The organism is Modestobacter sp. VKM Ac-2977 (assembly GCF_026968045.1).
In the GTDB taxonomy this organism is placed as follows: domain Bacteria; phylum Actinomycetota; class Actinomycetes; order Mycobacteriales; family Geodermatophilaceae; genus Modestobacter.
Window position 1 is genome coordinate 875,299 of record NZ_JAPVBQ010000001.1, and the last position, 15,008, is coordinate 890,306.

Annotated in this window: 13 protein-coding genes; 9 read left to right on the forward strand and 4 right to left on the reverse strand. The window is 75.0% G+C overall.

The genetic code is table 11. From position 1 onward, the window contains the following. Positions 1–119: 119 nt before the first annotated feature. A complete protein-coding gene (gene idi / locus O2V63_RS04305) occupies positions 120–671 on the forward strand; it encodes an isopentenyl-diphosphate Delta-isomerase (protein ID WP_269166327.1) in 552 nt (183 codons plus the stop codon). A gap of 75 nt (positions 672–746) precedes the next feature. Here the strand turns inward: idi and O2V63_RS04310 are convergent, their stop codons facing one another. Beyond that, positions 747–1,739 (reverse strand): ATP-binding protein, encoded by a 993-nt coding sequence (locus O2V63_RS04310; RefSeq protein WP_269166328.1) that lies wholly within the window; start codon positions 1,737–1,739, stop codon positions 747–749. Between the two features lie 135 nt (positions 1,740–1,874). Between O2V63_RS04310 and O2V63_RS04315 the strand changes: the two genes are divergently transcribed. The 5 genes from O2V63_RS04315 to O2V63_RS04335 all read left to right on the forward strand — a co-directional run bounded on the left by O2V63_RS04315 (position 1,875) and on the right by O2V63_RS04335 (position 6,610). Further along, entirely contained in the window at positions 1,875–2,918 is a 1,044-nt protein-coding gene (locus O2V63_RS04315) for a methylenetetrahydrofolate reductase (RefSeq protein ID WP_269166329.1), read from the forward strand. After that, the gene (locus O2V63_RS04320; RefSeq protein ID WP_269166330.1) at positions 2,915–3,679 is read left to right on the forward strand and encodes a class I SAM-dependent methyltransferase; all 765 of its coding nucleotides are present in this window, start codon (positions 2,915–2,917) and stop codon (positions 3,677–3,679) included. Before O2V63_RS04315 ends, O2V63_RS04320 begins: the two co-directional genes overlap by 4 nt. A gap of 98 nt (positions 3,680–3,777) precedes the next feature. Next, positions 3,778–4,827, forward strand: coding sequence for an NAD(P)-binding domain-containing protein (locus O2V63_RS04325; protein WP_269166331.1), 1,050 nt, complete (start codon positions 3,778–3,780; stop codon positions 4,825–4,827). A 179-nt stretch (positions 4,828–5,006) separates the two neighbouring features. After that, on the forward strand, positions 5,007–5,972 hold the full coding sequence (locus O2V63_RS04330; RefSeq protein WP_269166332.1) for an ice-binding family protein: 966 nt from the start codon (positions 5,007–5,009) through the stop codon (positions 5,970–5,972). Continuing rightward, complete coding sequence (locus tag O2V63_RS04335; protein ID WP_269166333.1) at positions 5,969–6,610, forward strand: class F sortase; 642 nt, start codon at positions 5,969–5,971, stop codon at positions 6,608–6,610. Before O2V63_RS04330 ends, O2V63_RS04335 begins: the two co-directional genes overlap by 4 nt. Positions 6,611–6,626: 16 nt before the next feature. On the opposite strand, the gene O2V63_RS04340 is transcribed toward O2V63_RS04335, so the two are convergent. Together O2V63_RS04340 and O2V63_RS04345 are read right to left on the reverse strand one after the other, a co-directional pair. After that, on the reverse strand, positions 6,627–9,014 hold the full coding sequence (locus O2V63_RS04340) for a SpoIIE family protein phosphatase (protein ID WP_269166334.1): 2,388 nt from the start codon (positions 9,012–9,014) through the stop codon (positions 6,627–6,629). A 172-nt stretch (positions 9,015–9,186) separates the two neighbouring features. After that, complete coding sequence (locus O2V63_RS04345) at positions 9,187–10,386, reverse strand: PucR family transcriptional regulator (RefSeq protein ID WP_269166335.1); 1,200 nt, start codon at positions 10,384–10,386, stop codon at positions 9,187–9,189. A 147-nt stretch (positions 10,387–10,533) separates the two neighbouring features. Here O2V63_RS04345 and O2V63_RS04350 point away from each other — a divergent pair, with 147 nt between their 5' ends. Both O2V63_RS04350 and pruA read left to right on the forward strand, forming a co-directional pair. Beyond that, positions 10,534–11,466, forward strand: coding sequence for a proline dehydrogenase family protein (locus tag O2V63_RS04350; protein WP_269166336.1), 933 nt, complete (start codon positions 10,534–10,536; stop codon positions 11,464–11,466). A gap of 54 nt (positions 11,467–11,520) precedes the next feature. Beyond that, positions 11,521–13,146: an L-glutamate gamma-semialdehyde dehydrogenase gene (gene pruA / locus O2V63_RS04355; protein WP_269166337.1), complete on the forward strand. Its 1,626-nt coding sequence runs from the start codon at positions 11,521–11,523 to the stop codon at positions 13,144–13,146. Positions 13,147–13,222: 76 nt separating this feature from the next. Here pruA and O2V63_RS04360 read toward each other — a convergent pair whose 3' ends face one another. After that, the gene (locus O2V63_RS04360) at positions 13,223–13,771 is read right to left on the reverse strand and encodes a gluconokinase (protein WP_269166338.1); all 549 of its coding nucleotides are present in this window, start codon (positions 13,769–13,771) and stop codon (positions 13,223–13,225) included. Between the two features lie 56 nt (positions 13,772–13,827). Here O2V63_RS04360 and O2V63_RS04365 point away from each other — a divergent pair, with 56 nt between their 5' ends. Beyond that, positions 13,828–15,003 carry an MFS transporter gene (locus tag O2V63_RS04365; protein WP_269166339.1) on the forward strand — a complete coding sequence of 392 codons (1,176 nt, stop codon included), beginning with the start codon at positions 13,828–13,830 and terminating at the stop codon, positions 15,001–15,003. Positions 15,004–15,008 lie beyond the last annotated feature (5 nt).

A 15,008-nucleotide genomic window follows, 5' to 3' on the forward strand; every position in this document is an offset into this window, starting at 1 on the left:
GTGACGCCGACGAGTGTGCAGATGATCGCTGTGCGTGACGACGCCCTCTCACCCGTCCGAGTCGATCTTGATCGACGGTCCTTTGCGCGCGATGGACCCGCGTCGGGGATCATGGGGGTGTGGCGGCATCCCCGACGGCAGAGCTGATCGTGCTGGTCGACGAGGACGGGGCGGAGATCGGCACCATGCCGAAGCCGCTGGTGCACACCGGCGAGACGCCGTTGCACCGCGCGTTCTCCGCCTACCTCTTCGCCGACGACGGCCGGCTGCTGGTCACCCGCAGAGCGGAGGACAAGGCCACCTTCCCGGGGATGTGGACCAACACGGTCTGCGGGCACCCGGGGCCGGGTGAGGACGACCTGCAGGCGATCGCCCGACGCGCCCGGTACGAGCTCGGGCTCGACGTGACCGACCTGCGCCCGGCGCTGCCCTCCTACCGCTACCGGGCCGAGTTCCGGGGCGTCGTGGAGAACGAGATCTGCCCGGTCTACGTCGGCCGGTTCACCGGCACGCCGGCACCCGAGCCCACGGAGGTGGGGGAGTGGGAGGTGCTGGACTGGGCCACCTTCCGCGACCGCCAGGAGACCCAGCAGTACGACGCGTGGTCGCCCTGGTGTCGCGAGCAGGCCCGCCTCATCGAGGCCGCCGGGCTGCTCCCCGTCGCCAGGTGACCGCGACGGCCGTGCTGTGCAGCCCCCTCCGGAGGCCCGCCCGGGCGAGCGGGGACGAGCCTCGGGAGGGGGCTGTCAGCAGGCGTTGACGACCAGGCGGACGGTGCAGCCGTCGCCGGAGTCGTCGGCCGGCGACGCGGTCAGGCTGTCGACCGAGCGGCGGGCCAGCCACAGGCCCATCCCGCCGACCGCCATGTCCCCGTGCGCCGGTCCGTAGCCCACCAGCGGGTCGTCGAAGGCGGTGCCCCGGTCGGTGACCGCGCACAGCAGCCGCTCCGGCGTGCACCACAGCCGCACGTCGACCGGCGGCACGCCGTGCTCGGAGGCGTTCGCGGTGACCTCGTCGATGGCCAGCACGAAGTCCTGCGCGGCGTCCGGGGACAGGGCGCTGTCGGCCAGCACCAGGTTCAGTGCCCGGCGCAGCGCCCGCATGTCGTCGAGGTCGACCATGGCCAGCGTGGGCTCGGTCTCCTCCAGCGGATCGGGGATCGTGGCCTGCTGCACCTCGCGGAGGATCTCGTCGGGTGCCCGGAAGTCCGGGCTGCGGACGACGCCCTCCTCGGTCAACAGCCACGGGTGGGTCGCCCGGGCGACTGCGTCGACATCGGGGCCGCCCTCGACGGGCGGACCGAGCAGGCAGATGTGCTCGACCGGGCGCTCGGCGAGCACGTGGTTCAGCAGGGCCTCCGTCTGCAGCCACATCGCCGGATCGGCGTCCGGTCCGCCGGGCCCGGTCACCAGGTGCAGGCGGCGGCCCGCGCCCGGGGCGCACTCGTCGACCAGCCCGGCGATCGCCGCCAGGACGGCCGGTGGCCGGCCGTCGACCGGCTGGGTCGGGGCGAGGTGCACCTCCCCGGCCTCGCGCAGCGCGGTCACCAGCGCACCCGCCACCTTCTCGGGGCAGGCGATCACCACCGGCTCCCCGGCGGCCAGGGCCTGCCGGAGCACCGGGGCCACCACCCGGGTCAGGTCCTCGCCCGGCTGGAGCACGTGCCCCACGTGCCGGTACCCCTGGTGCTCGACCCGCTGGTGCTGGGACGTCTGGTGCTCTTCGTCGCGCTGCGTCACGGGTCACCTCCTCGTCGTCTTCTCCGACTCAGCCCCCAGTGCCCGAAGACGGTGATCGGGACACATCGATGCCTGCGGGGACACACAGCTGACGCCCAGGGTTTCAGCCGGCGTGCGCCGGGTCAGCGAGCAGGGGTGGGCGCAGCGGAGCAGAGGAGCGCCATCCGCGCCGAGGAACGCCCCGGCTGCCCCAAGCGGATGGTCTTCGGGCCCTGCGGCGGGGTGCGCGGCGACGGGGGCTGCGAGTTGGCGCCGCACCCCTGCGTCTTCCTCGCGCCGCCGCTGCCTCGCTGGACCGACCGCACGCCACCGGCCCCGCGCCCCGTGGCGGGTGGGCTGCTGGACCGGGCCCGCACCGGCCCGGTGGTCCTCACCGACCTCACGGTGCGCCCGTTCGACCCGGCCTCGGTGCGGGCCGTCGTGGCCGCGTTGGCGCCGGTCAGCGACGGGCTGCTGGTCGGGGAGCACCAGAACCGGCCCGACCTCCCGCCCACGCTGATGGCCCAGGAGGTGCTGGCCGCCGGCGGTCGGCCGTGGACGACGCTGGCCTGCCGGGACCGCAATCGCGTGGTGCTGGAGCAGGAGCTCGCGGGCCTGGCCGCGGTGGGGGTCGACGGCGTGCTCTGCGTGACCGGCGACGGCCGCGGCCCCGGCGTGCGGCCCGGCGTCAGCTCGGTGTTCGACCTCGACGGCACCCGGCTCGCCGCGCTGGCTGCCGCGGCCGGGCTGACCGCGGCGGTGCCGGAGTCACCGGATGCGCCGCCGGTACCGCTGCGCCCGCAGCGGGTCGCCGAGAAGGAGCGCGCCGGCGCCCGGCTGTGCGTGCTCAACCACGTGGCCGGCCCGGCCCGGCTCGCCACCTTCACCACCGCCGCCCGGGCGGCGGGGGCCACCCTGCCGTTCCTCGCCTCGGTCGCCGTCTACACCGACGAGCGCTCTGCGCGGGTCCTCCAGGCCTTCCCCGGCCTGCACCTCGACGATGCGGCCGTCGAACGGGTGCTCGCCGCCCCCGACCCGGTGGCCACCGGCATCGAGGCCGCGGTCGGGGAGGCCCGGGCCCTGCTGGCCGTGCCGGGCGTGGTGGGGGTCAACCTGTCCGGGCTGGCGTCGGCCGGCGGACCGGCAGCGGCCGCAGCAGTCAAGGCCGAGGTGGCCACCAGGATCCGGGAGGGCACGTGAGCGAGATCGCCAGCGAGGCGATGGAGTCAGAGTTCGGCACGGTGGCCGGCTGGACCGGGGAGGCGGTGCGTGCGCTCGGGCCGGAGCACGCCGTGCCGGCCGGCTGTCGGGGCAGCGGCAGCGAGGGTGCGCTGCGCTGGCTGGCCGACACGCTGGCCCTCCGCGCCGGGGACCGGGTGCTCGACGCCGGGGCCGGGGTCGGCGGGCCGGCCGGCTGGCTGGCCGCCGACCGGGGGGTGCGGGCGGTCTGCGCCGAGCCGATGGCCGAGGCCGTGCACGCCAGCCGCACCCTGTTCGGGCTGTCGTCGGTGGTGTCGCTGTCCCAGGCGCTGCCGTTCGCCGACGCCTCCTTCGACGCCGCCTGGACCCTCGGCGTGCTCTGCACCACCGAGGAGAAGCCGGCGATGCTCGCCGAGCTGGCCCGTGTGCTGGTGCCCGGCGGTCGGCTCGGACTGCTGGTGTTCGTGGCCGAGGCGCCGCTGCCGCCGCCGCTGCCGGAGGGCAACAGCTTCCCGAGCCCCGCAGAGGTCGACGCCCTGCTGGCCCAGGCAGGCTTCGCGGTCACCAGCACCGCCGATGCCGATCTCAGCGACAGCCCGCCGGAGTGGCAGCGGCGGGCCGACGCGGTCGACGCCGAGGTCCGGCGCCGGCACGGGGACCACCCGGCGTGGGCGCAGGCGGAGGAGCAGTCCGGCCGGGTCGGCCGGCTGCTGGGCTCCGGCGCGCTGCGCCCCCGGCTGCTCACCGCCGTCCGCAGCTGAGGGTCTCTCCTCCACACCCCTCGCGCGCTCGGGCGAGCCCTGGAGAGGGCCGGGTGGCACCGTGGCATGCGACGGGCGTCTGCGGTGTTCGGCCGGGTGTGCACGCAGACGTGGTGGTGATCGGGGCCGGCCAGGCCGGGCTGGCGGCGGCGCATGCACTGCGGCGGGCCGGTGTGGACTCCGCCGTCCTCGACGGGAACGCCGGGCCGGGCGGTGCCTGGCAGCACCGCTGGCCCTCCCTGCGGCTGGACGCGGCCCACCGGATCCACCCGCTGCCCGGCCTGGCCGTGCCCGACGCCGACCCGGCGGCACCGGCCAGCCAGGTGGTCGCCGACTACTTCGCCGACTACGAGCAGCGCTTCGACCTGCCCGTCCATCGGCCGGTCGCCGTCCGTTCGGTGCGGCGTACCGCCGAGGGGTTCGCGCTGGACACCAGCGCAGGGGAGTGGACGGCGCACGGGCTGGTCAACGCCACCGGCACCTGGACCCGGCCGTTCTGGCCGGCCTACCCCGGGCGGGAGCTGTTCGGTGGTCGCCAGCTGCACGCCGCCGACTACCGCGGCGCCGAGGAGTTCCGCGGCCGGCACGTGGTCGTCGTCGGCGGCGGGACGTCCGCGGTGCAGCAGCTGATCGAGATCAGCGCGGTCGCCGACACCACCTGGGTCACCCGCCGTGCGCCGGTCTGGTGCAGCGGCGGGTTCGACGAGGACGCCGGCCGGGCCGCGGTGGCGCTGGTCGACCAGCGCGTGCGCGCCGGGCTGCCCCCGGGCAGCGTCGTCGGCGTGACCGGGCTGGTCGAGACCGATGCGGTCCTCGCCGCCCGGGCCCGGGGTGTGCTGGACCGGCTGCCGGTGTTCGACCGGCTCACCGCCGACGGGGTGGCCTGGGACGGCGACCCGGGTCGCCTCGTGCCGGCGGACGTCGTCCTGTGGGCCACCGGATTCCGGCCCGCGCTGGAGCACCTGGCGCCGCTGCACCTGCGGGCGCCCGGCGGGGGCATCGCGATGGACGGCACCCGGGTGGTCGCCGAGCCGCGGCTGCACCTGGTCGGCTACGGCCCCTCGGCGAGCACGATCGGGGCCAACCGGGCCGGCCCGAGCGCCGTGCGGGAGCTGCTCCGCACGCTGCGGGGCGACGTGGCGGCCTGAACACATCCTGCTGAAAGAAGGGCGGCAGGTCCGTCACCCATTGGGACTACAGCGAGTAATTCGACGACTACGGTTGCGTACTGTCCGGGGCGAGGGCACCTCGAGCATCGGCATCCACGTCGATGACGTCCCCAGCGCACCGCGAGTCCGACCCCCGCGTCGGAGACAGGAGCGCCGACGTGGCGTCGGTCCCCAGCACACTCTCCAGCCCCACCCGCCGGCCCCGCCGTCGCGGCGTCGCCGCGACCAGCCTGGTCGCGGTCTCCACCTTCGGCATGCTGGCGGGGCTGACCGGCACCGCTCAGGCAGCCACCGCGGTCCCGCTCGGCGGAGCCGAGGTCTACGGCGTGCTGGGCACGACGGTCACCAACACGGGGACCACCACGGTCGCCGGTGACGTCGGGGGCACCACCCGCACCGGCACCGGCGCGACCGGGGCGGACTCGATCGTGCACACCTCGGGGATCGACCGGGGCGACATCGGGGACGGCCAGGCCGGCCTCACCGCGGCGATCGCCGACGCCCGGCGGCAGGGCCCGGCCACCGACGTCGGTACCGCGAACCTCGCGTCCTCCAGCCCGCTGGGCCCGGGCGTCTACACCTCGGCATCGGACCTGGCGCTCACCGGGCCGCTGGTGCTCGACGGCGCCGGGAGCTACGACTCGGTGTTCATCTTCCGCGCCGGGGAATCCATGACCACCGCGTCCGCGAGCACGGTCACCCTGATGAACGGCGCCCAGGCCTGCAACGTCTTCTGGGAGATCGACGAGTCGGCGACGCTCGGTTCGGGGTCGACGTTCCGCGGCACGATCCTCGCCGGCACGTCCATCACGCTCGACGCCGGCGTCACCGTCGACGGCCGCCTGCTGGCCGGGGACTCGGTCACGCTGATCAGCGACACCATCACCCGGTCGGGCTGCCAGACCGGACTGGTCTCGCCGCCGACGAGCACCCCGGTGCCCACCGCGACGCCGACCGGCACGCCGGCACCCACTGCCACGCCGACCGGCACCCCCGCACCCACCGCGACGCCCACCGGCACGACGCGCCGCCCGACCTCCTACGGCCAGGTCGGCCGGGTCCCGGTCGGTTCGGTCGACACCGGAGACGGCAGCACCGCCCAGGAGCTGTCGACCACGCCGTGACGTCGGGACGCGGAAGGGCCGTCGCCCGGCGATCGGTCCGGTTGCGGCTGGGCGCGCTGGCCGCGCTGCTCGCCCTCGGGGCGACCGGCTGCGCCGGGGGGGCAGCGACCGCACCGGCGGCCGGACCAGCGGTCACGGCCACGTCGGCCAGCGCAGCCCCCACCCCCGAGCTGCCGGCCGTGCTGGCGGCGTCCGTCCCGATCCGGGTGCAGATCCCGGCCATCGGGGTGGACTCGGAGCTGATGGACCTCGGCCTGCAGGCCGACGGCACGATGGAGGTGCCGGCCGGCGGTTTCCCGGCCGGCTGGTACACCGGGGCGCCGACGCCCGGCGAGCGGGGACCGGCGGTGCTGGCCGGCCACGTCGACTGGGGTGGCGCGCCGGGGGTCTTCGCCGAGCTGCGCGACGTGGTGCCCGGCGACGAGATCACCGTGTCCCGCGCCGACGGGAGCACGGCCGTGTTCGCCGTGCGGGAGGTCGGGCAGTACGACAAGGACGACTTCCCGACCGCCGCCGTGTACGGCGACCTGGACCACGCCGGGCTCCGGGTGATCACCTGCGGAGGCACCTTCGACGAGCTGGCCGACAGCTACCGGGACAACACCGTCGTCTTCGCCGACCTCGTGCCGCCCGCCTGACCCGCGCAGTCCGGCCTCAGGCGGGGCTGTCCTGCGGGTCGAGCCGTACGGCGACGAGCGCGACGTCGTCGTCCGCGCGGTCGGGCAGCATCCGGGCCAGCAGCTGGTCGGCCAGCTCGCCGACCGGTGCCTGCCAGACCTCACCGAACTCCTCGCGCAGCTGTGCCACCCCGGTGTCGAACAGCTGGTCGCGGCGCTCGACGAGCCCGTCGGTGTAGAGCAGCACGGTCGACCCGCGGGGGATGGTCCGGACGTGGTCCTGGCGTTCGGCCGTCGGCTCGACGCCCAGCAGGAGGTCTGCCCGGGCGCCGTCGTACACCTCGATCTCCCCGTCGGGGCCCGCGACCACCGGCGGCAGGTGCCCGGCATTGGCCCAGCGCAGCCGGGTGACCCCGCGCTCGACCTCGTCGTCGGTCTGCTCCAGCCGGGCGACCAGCACCGACGCCATCGTCTTCAGCTCCAGACCGGCCATGGCCCGGTCGAGTCGCCGGAGCACACCGGCGGGACTGTCGTCGCTGTCGTAGGTGATGCCGCGCAGCAGCCCGCGCAGCTGGCCCATGCAGGCGGCCGCCTCGGTGTCGTGCCCGACGACGTCGCCGATGACCAGCACGGTGGCGCCGTCGGGCTGCTGGAACACGTCGTACCAGTCACCGCCCACCTGGGCCTCCCGCGCCGCGGGCACGTACCGCACCGCGAAGGTCAGGTCGTCGTGCTCCGGCGGCTCGGACAGCAGGCTGCGCTGCAGGGTCAGGGCGGTGCGGGCGACCCTCCGGGAGCGGGCGTACAGCGCCTCCAGCAGGTTGTTGCGCAGCTCGCCGGCCTCGGCCAGCTCCGCAGGCGTCCACGGCTCGGCGCGGTTGTGCACCGTCTCCCGCCACCGGTCGAAGGACTTGCGCGGGGACAGCCTGATCGAGTCGCCCTCCCGCTCGGCGATCGCCTTGTTGTGCGGGTCGCCACCCCAGTCGACCGAGTGGACCTGCTCGCTGCGGGTCCAGATCACGTACTGCCCCTCGGGCAGCGGCAGGGCGAGCACGCCGCAGGCCAGCTCGGCCGGCACGGCCAGCTCGGGTGCCTCCAAGGGCAGCCGATCGGTGCTGACGACGTCGCCGGACTGCCGTCCGGCCCAGCGGGCGAGCACAGCGGCCGTCTCCGGGGACAGCGGGACGCCGGCGCTGCCGGTGCGCCCCTGCAGGTTGACCACCACCGAGGAGGCCGGGACGACGTCGAGAAGACCCGGGCGGCCGAGCATCGTCTCCGCCAGCGGTCGGTCCTCGTCCAGCGCCGCAGCGGTCAGCCACGCCATCGTCGAGCGCACCCGGAGGGCCCGGCGGTGCTCTTCGTCCTCGGTGCGGTCGACCAGCCGCAACGACAGCGCAGAACCGAGGAACTCCGCCGCGGCCCTGGTGGCGTAGGGCGGGGCGTGCGGGCCGGTGTAGTGGTGGCAGGCGATGAGGCCCCAGAGCTTCTCCCCGCGCATCAGCGAGATGGACATCGAGGCGCGCACGCCCATGTTCTGCAGGTACTCGCAGTGGATCGGCGAGACGCTGCGCAGCGTGGCGTAGGTGAGGTCGAGCGGCTGCCCCGTCGCGGGCAGGTCGACCGGTTCCAGCGGCGACGGCGTGTAGTCGACGTCGGAGATCAGCCGGATCCAGCTCTTCTCGTACAGCGCCCGGGCCTGGGCTGGGACGTCCGAGGCGGGGTAGTGCAGCCCGAGGAAGGAGTTGAGCTCGGGGAGCTTCGCCTCGGCGACGACCTCGCCGTTGTACTCGGCGTCGTAGCGGTAGACCATCACCCGGTCGAAGCCGGTGAGCGCCCGTACCGCCGTGGCGGTGATGTCGAAGAGGCCCTGCAGCGAGCCGGCCCGGTTGAGGTCGGCGATCGTCCCGCGCACCGCCTGGTAGGTGTTCGGGAAGGAGAACGGTCGCGGACCGAAGGCGGGCTCGAGCTCGATGACCAGCGTGCTGGCCGACGGGGGCACCGCCTGGCCGCTGAGCGGCGGGGCGACCGCCGTGTCGGGGACGACGCTGCCGTCGGGGGCGTGGGTCGCCCGGTGCAGGATCGCGTCGACCGGGCAGGGGGTGCCGCCGCAGTCCAGGATCAGCTCGACCGGGTTGCGCTCGCGCAGGTCGCCGAACGCGCTGGCCGACCGGGCGATCGCCGAGGCCGGACCCAGCCCGACGACGTCGGCGAGGGGTCTTCCCAGGGCGTCGTCCCAGGCGATGCCGACGACGTCGGCCAGGTTGCGGGACACCTGGCGGACCACCATGTCCGGCTCGCTGACCGCCAGCAGCACACCGCGGGGCTGGATGCTGCCGGGCACGTGGATCGGCTCGCGCTCGCAGTTGCTCAGGTCGACCGGCTCGCCGGGTGCCAGCCAGGGGCCCACCCGTAGTTGGTCGGTCATGCGGAGGCCCCGTTCATCGCCGGAGTGGCGGCCCGCCGCGTCTCGACGGACTGGTGCTCTGCCGGCGTCCCGGTTCGCGGGCGGCGCGGCACGTCGGCGTCGTCGGCCACGCGGTCCCCGTCGGTCGTGGCGTCGTTCCCGGACCGGGCAGACGCTCGTCGTACAGAAGTCATCAGCCCGTCGAGCTTAGGTCACCGGAGCGGCGGGGGAGTGCTGGAACCGGGTTCGTGGATGTGAGCCGCGCCGTACGCACACCCAGGTGCAGCAGCAGTCGGTCGGCGCCGTCGGCGAGGTCGAGCCCGGTCAGCTCGGCGATCCGGCCGAGTCGGTAGTAGAGCGTCTGGCGGTGGATGCACAGCTGCGCCGCCGCGCGCTGCGGGCTGCCGGCGCAGTCCAGCCACACCTCGGCGGTGCCGGTGAGCACCGGATCGGCCAGCAGGCGGGCCAGTGCCGGGTCCGGCCCGGGCAGCGCGGCCACCTGCCGCCACGGGCCGAGCTCGGACCAGGACGCCGCCGGGGCGAGCCGGGGGTCGACGGCGGCGACCCGCGCCGCGGTGCGCGCCTCGTGCCACTGGGCGGGCAGGTCCAGGCAGCCGCGCCGTGGAGCGGCGACGCCGGCCGTGCTGCCGGGAGGGAGCTGGGCGAGCGCAGCCGCACTCAGCGCACCGGCCGGACGGGGGTCGGCGTCCCCGGGCAGGGGGAGCAGCACCGCCACGGCGGACCCGCCGCCGGAGGGGAGGACCGTGGTGATCGCCCCGGCCCCGGGCGGCGTCCAGCCGGTGGGCAGCCCCGGCGGAGCCGGGTGCAGCGCCACCAGTGCCACCGCCGTCCGGTCGCCCCCCAGGGCGTCGGTCAGCTCCCGCAGCGCCCGCGCGGGGGCGGTACCGGTGAGCGCGGCGCGCAACGCCGCCGACAGGTCGGCGGTGCCGGGTCGGCCCTCCGCGAGCAGCCGGCCGGCCTCGGCGGCCAGCGCCATCGCCTCGGCCAGGCCCGGCGCGGCCGGGTCCTCGACGTCGGTCCGCCCCCCGTCGAGCAGCCAGAGGTACCCCTGCAACCGCCCGCCGGCGCGCACCGGCAGGCACAACCGGGTCAGGATGCCGGCCGCCGGGTCGGCCGGCACCCGCAGCGGGTCGAGGGCGTCGGCGATGCCGAACTCCTCGAACCGGTGGCGCACCTCCGCCGTCGAGCCCCGGCCGAGGATCGACCGCGCCCGGACGGCGTCCATCATGGCGCCCGCGCTGCCGGCCGCCGCGCTCGCCGGCTCGTCGTGCGCGCAGAACGCGAGCATCGTGAAGTCGCGGTCCTCCAGCGTCGCCGGGGCGGCGAGCAGGTGGGAGACCTCGTCCACCAGGTCCTGCAGGTCGTCGCGCACCGGGACCTCCTCTCCGCCGTCTCAGACGATCGTACGAGGGTTCCCCGGCGAGTCCGGACATCTGTCGCTGGTGCGCGGTGGGTCGGCGTCCCTAGCGTTCGGGGCACCGCACCACCACGCAGCAGACCGCCCCGTCGGAGGCGCCCCGTGCTCACCCAGAAGGCACTCCTCGCCGCCGCCCGCCGTCCCGGGCTCCGCCGCGTGGTCACCGGCACGCCCGTCACCCGCCGGGTGGTGGAGCGCTTCGTCGCCGGGGAGTCCCTCCCCGAGGCGATCGAGGTCGTGCAGGCCCTGTCCGCCGACGGCCTGGCGGTCACCCTCGACCACCTGGGCGAGGACGTGACCGACCGCAGCGAGGCGCGGCGCACCCGCGATGCCTACCTGGCCGCGCTCGAGGCCCTCGCGCCGCTGGGCCTGGGCCGGGCCGCCGAGGTCTCGGTGAAGCTGTCCGCCTTCGGCCAGGCGCTGCCGGTGGGCGGGGACGACCTGGCGCTGGAGCTGGTGCGCCCGGTCGCCGAGGCCGCCACCGCACTGGGCACCACGGTGACCCTGGACATGGAGGACTCCCGCACGGTCGACGCCACCCTCGCCGTCCTGGCCGAGCTGCGCCGCGAGCACCCGGCCACCGGTGCGGTGCTCCAGGCGATGCTGCACCGCACCGAGGACGACGCCCGCGCCCTCGCCGTCCCCGGGTCGCGGGTGCGCCTGGTCAAGGGCGCCTACCACGAGCCGGCCTCGGTCGCGTACCAGGAGAAGGCGGACGTCGACGCCGCCTACGGCCGCTGCCTGGAGACGCTGGTCCGCGGGCCCGGCTACCCGATGGCCGGCACCCACGACCCGCGGTTCGTCCAGCAGACGCTGGACCTGGTCGCCGAGACCGGCCGCGCCGCCGACAGCTACGAGTTCCAGATGCTCTACGGCATCCGCCCCGACGAGCAGACCCGACTGGCCGCCGAGGGGCACACCGTCCGGGCCTACGTGCCCTACGGCGCCGACTGGTACGGCTACTTCATGCGCCGCCTCGCCGAGCGCCCGGCCAACCTGCAGTTCTTCCTCCGCTCCCTCGCCAGCAAGTCCTGAACCGCCCCACCAAAATGGCCATTTTGGTGCCACCCGTCTCCTGAGGAGCACCCCATGGACGCCGTCACCCAGGTCCCCGCACCGCGCAACGAGCCGGTCGGCGACTACGCCCCCGGCTCGCCGGAGCGGGCCGCCCTCCAGCAGCGGCTCACCGAGCTCGCCGCCTCGCCGGTCGAGCTGACCGCCACGATCGGCGGGCAGCAGAAGACGGCCGGCGGCGCGGCCTTCGACGTCGTCGCCCCGCACCGGCACGCCCAGGTGCTCGGGACGTCGGCCGCCGCCACCGCCGCGGACGCCCAGGAGGCGGTGCGCTGCGCGAAGGACGCCGCACCCGGCTGGTCGGAGCTGTCCTTCGACGACCGGGCCGCGGTGTTCCTCAAGGCCGCCGACCTGCTGGCCGGGCCGTGGCGGCAGACCCTCAACGCCGCCACGATGCTGGGGCAGAGCAAGACGGCGTTCCAGGCCGAGATCGACGCCGCGTGCGAGCTGATCGACTTCTGGCGCTACAACGTGCACTTCGCCCGCGAGGTGCTGGCCGAGCAGCCGGTCTCCGGCCCGGGTGTCTGGAACCGCGTCGACCACCGCCCGCTGGAGGGCTTCGTCTACGCGGTCACCCCGTTCAACTTCACCGCCATCGCCGGCAACCTGCCCACCGCGCCGGCGCTGATGGGCAACACGGTCATCTGGAAGCCGGCCCCCACCCAGCAGTTCGCCGCGCACTTCCTGATGCGGCTGCTCGAGGCCGCCGGCCTGCCGCCCGGCGTGATCAACATGCTGCCGGGTGACGGCGTCGCCGTCTCCGACGTGGTGCTCGCCGACCGCGACCTGGCCGGCATCCACTTCACCGGTTCCACGCCGGTGTTCCAGCACCTGTGGCGCACGGTGGGGGAGAACATCGCCGGCTACCGCGGCTACCCGCGGATCGTGGGGGAGACCGGCGGCAAGGACTTCATCGTCGCCCACCCCTCCGCCGACCCCGACGTCCTGCGCACCGCGATGATCCGCGGCTCCTTCGAGTACCAGGGCCAGAAGTGCTCGGCGGCGTCGCGGGCCTACGTGCCCCGCAGCCTCTGGGGCCGGATCCGCGACGACCTGATCGGCACCGTCGAGGAGATCCCGATGGGCGACGTCACCGACTTCTCCAACTTCATGGGCGCGGTCATCGACCGGAAGTCGTTCACCAAGCTGTCGAAGGTGCTGGAGTCGGCGAAGGACGACGACGCGCTCACCGTCGTCGCCGGCGGGACGGCGGACGACAGCGAGGGCTACTTCGTGCGGCCGACCGTCATCGAGGGCACCGACCCCGAGCACGACGTCTTCACCACCGAGTACTTCGGCCCGGTGCTGGCGGTGCACGTCTACGACGACGCCGACTACGACACCGTGCTCACCCAGATGGAGTCGGTGGCGCCCTACGCGCTGACCGGTGCGGTCATCGCCCAGGACCGCACGGCGATCGCCCATGCGCAGCGTTTCCTGCGGCACGCGGCCGGCAACTTCTACGTCAACGACAAGCCCACCGGCGCCGTGGTCGGCCAGCAGCCCTTCGGCGGGGGCCGCGGTTCGGGCACCAACGACAAGGCCGGCGCGGCGCAGAACCTGCTGCGCTGGACCAGCACGCGGTCGCTCAAGGAGACGTTCGTCCCGGCGACCGACCACCGCTACCCGCACATGGGGTAGCAGCCGCAGCGTCGATCATCGGCGAGTGGCTGCCCGCGTCGGCGGGTCGGCCAGCCACTCGCCGATGATCGACAGCTCAGCGGGGGAGCGGGATCTGCCGTTCGTCGCAGAGCTCGGAGAGCATCTGGCCGACCGTCTCCTCCACCGAGCCCTCACCGGGGACGACGGCGCCCGGCTCGTCGTCGCCCAGCGGCTGCAGGGTGTCCAGCTGGCTGCGCAGCAGGCTCGGCGGCATGTAGTGCCCCTTGCGCTGGGCGAGCCGCTCGGTGAGCACCTCCTCGGAGGTGTCGGCGTGCGCGAACCACACCGAGGGGTGCCCGTCGCAGAGCAGGTCGCGGTAGCTGCGCTTGAGCGCGGAGCAGGTGAGGATGAACGACGTCCCGGCGGCCTCGTGCTCGCCGATCAGCTCGGCCATGCGGCGCAGCCACGGCCAGCGGTCCGCGTCCTCCAGCGGGGTGCCACTGCGCATCTTCTCGACGTTCTCCGGCGGGTGCAGGTCGTCGCCCTCGATGAACTCCCACTGCAGGCGGCGGGCGAGCTCGTTCGCGACGGTCGACTTGCCGGAGCCGGAGACCCCCATGACGACGATCGAGGTGGTCGCCGGGATGCTGTCCGTGGTTTCCATGCCCCGACCGTATTGAGTCGAGGGAGGAGTTGGGAACCGGGACGGGGGCACGGGACGTGACGACGACGGAACGACGGTCCTCGCTGTGGCGCCTGCCGGCCGTCCGCTCCCTGTTCGCGCTCAACGCCCTCGGCTTCCTCAGCTACTCGCTGCTGCTGTCGGCGCTGCCCGCGCACGCCGCCGCGCTGGGCGCCGGGCTCACCGCTGCCGGCTCGGTGACCACGGTGTTCCTGGTGGCCACCGTGCTCGCCCAGACGGCGGTGCCGGCGCTGGTCACGCGGTTGGGCATCGCCCCGGTGCTGGCCGGCGGGCTGATCGCGCTGGGGGCGCCGTCCCCGCTCTACCTGCTGGCCGACGACGTGCGCTGGTTCGCCGTCGTCTCGGTGGTCCGGGGGGTGGGGTTCGCGGTGCTCACCGTGCTCGGCTCGACGATCGCGGCCCAGGCGGTGCCACCCGCGCGGCGCGGTGAGTCGATCGGCATCTACGGCCTGGCGATCTCGGTGCCGACGCTCGCGGCGGTGCCGGGCGGGACGGCGCTCACCCTGGCCGGCCACTTCCCGTGGGTCGCCGTGATGGCGGCCGCGCCGGTGCTCGCCCTGGTGTTCGTGCCGGGGCTGGTGCGGGCGCTCGGCCCACCGGAGGTGTCCGCCCCGGGTGGTTCACGTGCGGCGGTGTGGGCTGCGGCCGCACCATCGCTGGTGCTGCTGGTGGTGACCCTGGCCGGCGGCGGGCTGGTCACCTTCCTGCCGATCGAGCTGCCCGACGGCGCGCTGGCGGTGGTGGCGCTGCTGGTGTTCGGGGTGAGCACCGCACTGTGCCGGTGGGGTGCCGGGGTGCTCGTCGACCGGCTGGGGGCCCGGGTCCTGCTGCCGGCCACGCTGGCCAGCGGGGTCGCCGGGATGCTCCTGGTGGCGCTGGGGTTGCGGACCGACGGCGCCGGCGGGGCCGCAGTCGTGCTGACCGGGGCCTTCGCCCTGGGTGTCGCCTACGGCGCGGTGCAGAACCTGACCCTGGTGATCGCGCTGGCCCGGGCCGGTGCGGGGCAGACCACGACGGTCAGCGCGGTGTGGAACGCCTGCTACGACAGCGGCACCGCGATCGGTGCGCTGGCGGTGGGGGCGGTCGCCGCGCAGGTCGGGCTGCCGCTGAGCTACGTGTTCGTGGCGGTGCTGCTCGCGTTGGCGCTGCCGCTGGCGGTCACGCTGCCCCGCGCGCTGCGCGCCGCGAGCTGAGCTCG